This is a genomic window from uncultured Olegusella sp. (genome assembly GCF_947253395.1).
Classification (GTDB): Bacteria; Actinomycetota; Coriobacteriia; order Coriobacteriales; family Atopobiaceae; genus Olegusella.
Map to the genome: position 1 here is coordinate 1 of NZ_CAMXYY010000137.1, position 3,410 is coordinate 3,410.

Here is a 3,410-nt window from a genome sequence, read left to right on the forward strand (position 1 = left end):
ATATAAAAAAAAAAAAAAAAAAGAGGAGCACATAAATAGTTTATTTAAGAAATATTTAAGAAAAGATGTAGGCATGCTTTATCCGCAAAGTGCTATTCTCACAAGTAGATTTACTATAATTTTTTAAGTTATTTATTAGGTGGTATTATGCAATTTTCTAAATGCGATTCGAAGCAAATGAAAATTCGCATGACATCCCTGCTATTTATTATGTTTACCGTTTGTATTTTTATATTTTTTCAGAGCGGATGCGCTGTACATAATGCAGAGAAGAAAGATGGCTTAGGTTCAGGTTCGGGCGGTGAAAATAATCATAGATATGAAAGCCAAGCCCTATCGATAAAACAAATGCCAGATTTTAGACTAACAGGAAGCGATACATATTATTCCCACTTGAAAAAAGGTGAAGAGAATCTCCTGTTCTTTTGGGCATCATGGTGTCCACATTGTGAAAACCTTGTCAAATCAAAACGATGGGTTAGTAATCAAGAAATTATTGAGAAGAATCTTTTCAGCATTTCAGAAGACGAGTCTCTAGAGTCATTACAAAAATCCAAACCCAAATTCCCGACCCACCTTGACTTTGAAGGGGATTGCTTTAATAAAACTGGGCTGGAACATATACCCGCTCTTATTGTTCTTGATGATAAGGGAAATCTGCTTGCTTCTGCGCAAGGAGAGGAGGATTGTGGACATCTACTAGACGAATATGTGAAGAATAACCAATAGAAAGCTCCTACGGGGATTTATTCAGCCACAACAAGTGCTGCATACACCCTATGGGTATGCTCCAAGTTGTAAGGATTAAAGCCATGGGTACAAAGATTACAAGTGAAAAGAGACCTTTTTTCTCTGGGACTACATTCATTGTTGTAGCAAGCATTATTCTCTTCGTAGTAGGACTATTGGTGTGGAGAGGCATTGTGAGTTCAAATATGTTTGGACTCGTTGCGGGAGTATTGTTTGTTGTTTCTGTTTTTGAGGATGCATGGGCAAAGAGCGCTACCGGGGATTCTAGTTCAGCAAAGCTCTTGTTCGCGTTAGGAATATTAATTCTACTTGCTGATATTTTTATCTACCTGATGTTTTCCGGTAAGTAGTTTTTGTGTCACACAGAAGATGCTTCAGATCTAAGATTACTTATGAGACCCACATCTCAACTATAGATGTGGGTCTCTTGTGTGGCGTTGGAACATCAGCACACTCTGCTCGACTACCTGTATCCATGCTGCCTACTTACCCCCACCTGCGCCGCCGATTCCAGCATCAGGTCCGCCCTTGATATCAGCAATACGACAAATCACCCGTCCTGCAATCATCTGACCCATGATAGGTGGCATAAAGGAAGCAGTGCCTAGTGGTCCTCGCTCACCTGTCGCTGTACCTTGTACACGCTTGAGCGGTAGCTCGGTGGAGAAGAGTACTTCAAGCTTTTTTACTCCGCGCTTTCGACAGAGCTTGCGGAGGTCTTTGCACAGAGGGCAGGTGTGTGTTTTGCTAATATCGGCAAATTTCAGCAGTTCAGGGCGAACTTTATGGGCAGCACCCGCTGCAGCCACCAAAGGAAAACTGCGCCCTTCACGTTCGAGTTCCTGTGCAAAGCGCGCCAGTTCAAGTTTTTGCGAAATGGTATCAATGGCATCAATCACATAATCAAGCTTGCCGAGATAGGGCGCAAAAAGTTCAGCTAAATTGTCTCGCGTGACAAAAAGATGGTGCGTCTCAATGACACAGTCAGGATTGATATCTGCCACCATCCGGCGCATAGCATCGGTTTTTGCCATGCCGATTGTGGAATGGAACGCAAGCGCTTGACGGTTAATATTGCTGGGTTCAACGATGTCGCGATCTACCAAAATAAGATGGCCAATTCCTCCGCGTGCAAGCGCTTCCACACAGCTTGAGCCCACGCCGCCGAGTCCTATGATCATTACGCAGGCGTCGCTAAGTTTTGCGAGGCCTTCTGCACCAAAGACAGGCAGCAGGCGGTCTTGTGCTGAACTCTTAGTTTGTGAGCTAAGAAGCTTGCTGGTGGGTATGGCGGTCATGTATATCCTCGATACGTTATTTGGACAGGTGCAGGCCGTCTACCATTTAAATGGGAAATACTAACCTGCTATCTATAAATATATATACTTTAGCGAAATACTCAGTATCAAACGGTATAGATTTTGCTGTCATAAAAATAGGAGAAGCAGCCACGATCCTTGTAGGGAGGTAGTAATCCAGCAATGAATCTTGATCAAGCGCGAGAGGATTTTTTGGGTTATCTCACTATCGAGCGCGGCAGTTCGTCTAATACGACCGACTCCTACGCCCGCGACCTACAGCGTTATGTCGATCATCTTGCCAAGCAAAACATCACAGCTCCGGATGCTGTTAAACGTGCAGATGTAACGACCTATATTGCGACGCTTTCAGATGAAGGCTATGCGGCGCGTTCTATCGATCGAGCGGTATCGGCCATCCGTAGCTTTCACCGCTTTATGGTGGCTGATCAGATTTGTGAAACTTTGCCGACAGCAGATCTACCTGCGCCTAAGGCCCCACTTCACCTCCCCGATGTGGTGTCGCGCGTGCGCATGGCGCATCTTTTGGATGAGCAAAACTTTAAGGTGGTACCACGCCCGGGCGAGAAGGAAGAGTCGTTGCGTTTCCGCAAACGAGTTGCCTGCGGTCTGCGTGACAAAGCAATGCTTGAGCTGCTGTATGGCTGTGGTTTGCGTGTATCTGAGCTCTGCGGACTCGACCGGCGGACCGTCTTTCTCGAAGATGAGCTGCTGCGTGTCTTTGGCAAGGGTTCAAAGGAACGCGTTGTGCCCATTATGGGAGCAGCTGCACGTGCGCTTGTGCGCTATTTGCAGGACGGACGTCCCGTGCTGGAAGCTAGTCGTAGTGGAGATGCCCTTTTTCTCTCTACAAGAGGAACACGCATTACGCGCCAGGCGGTGTTTTCGGTAGTAGCGCAGGCGGGGGAGCGCGCAGGCATTCCAACCCCCGAAGGTGCTGATGGAAAGCGCCATGGTTTACATCCGCATACCTTGCGTCACAGCTTTGCAACGCATTTATTGGAAGGTGGTGCAGACTTGCGTGTTGTGCAGGAGTTATTAGGACATGCGTCGGTTTCGACGACGCAGCTGTATACCCATATCGACCGTACTCATCTGCGTGAAGTGTATCTTGAGGCCCATCCACGAGCGCATATTCGCTAGTTTTGAGCGGTAGATATGGCGGTGTGATGTGTAGTCGAGCACAAAAGGTGAGAACGATTACCGATGCACCATAAAATCTCCACATTGAGAAAAATAAATTTTGTATTGAATTTCTTGTGGTTATAACAAGCACATTCCACTACATATAGTGGCTGTCTCTTATACACATCTCCGAGCCCACGAGACCGTTATTCTAAT

Annotated in this window: 4 protein-coding genes; 3 read left to right on the forward strand and 1 reads right to left on the reverse strand. The window is 46.1% G+C overall.

Annotation, left to right across the window (positions count from 1 at the left end; translation table 11 throughout):
• The first annotated feature begins 147 nt into the window (after nucleotides 1-147).
• Both Q0X25_RS07915 and Q0X25_RS07920 read left to right on the forward strand, forming a co-directional pair.
• The gene (locus Q0X25_RS07915; protein ID WP_298580946.1) at nucleotides 148-729 is read left to right on the forward strand and encodes a redoxin family protein; all 582 of its coding nucleotides are present in this window, start codon (nucleotides 148-150) and stop codon (nucleotides 727-729) included.
• A gap of 83 nt (nucleotides 730-812) precedes the next feature.
• Nucleotides 813-1,100 (forward strand): hypothetical protein, encoded by a 288-nt coding sequence (locus Q0X25_RS07920; protein ID WP_021734918.1) that lies wholly within the window; start codon nucleotides 813-815, stop codon nucleotides 1,098-1,100.
• Between the two features lie 132 nt (nucleotides 1,101-1,232).
• Here the strand turns inward: Q0X25_RS07920 and Q0X25_RS07925 are convergent, their stop codons facing one another.
• The gene (locus Q0X25_RS07925) at nucleotides 1,233-2,048 is read right to left on the reverse strand and encodes a tRNA threonylcarbamoyladenosine dehydratase (RefSeq protein ID WP_298580950.1); all 816 of its coding nucleotides are present in this window, start codon (nucleotides 2,046-2,048) and stop codon (nucleotides 1,233-1,235) included.
• 183 nt (nucleotides 2,049-2,231) lie between these two features.
• Between Q0X25_RS07925 and Q0X25_RS07930 the strand changes: the two genes are divergently transcribed.
• Nucleotides 2,232-3,212, forward strand: coding sequence for a site-specific tyrosine recombinase (locus Q0X25_RS07930; protein WP_298580953.1), 981 nt, complete (start codon nucleotides 2,232-2,234; stop codon nucleotides 3,210-3,212).
• Nucleotides 3,213-3,410: the final 198 nt, after the last annotated feature.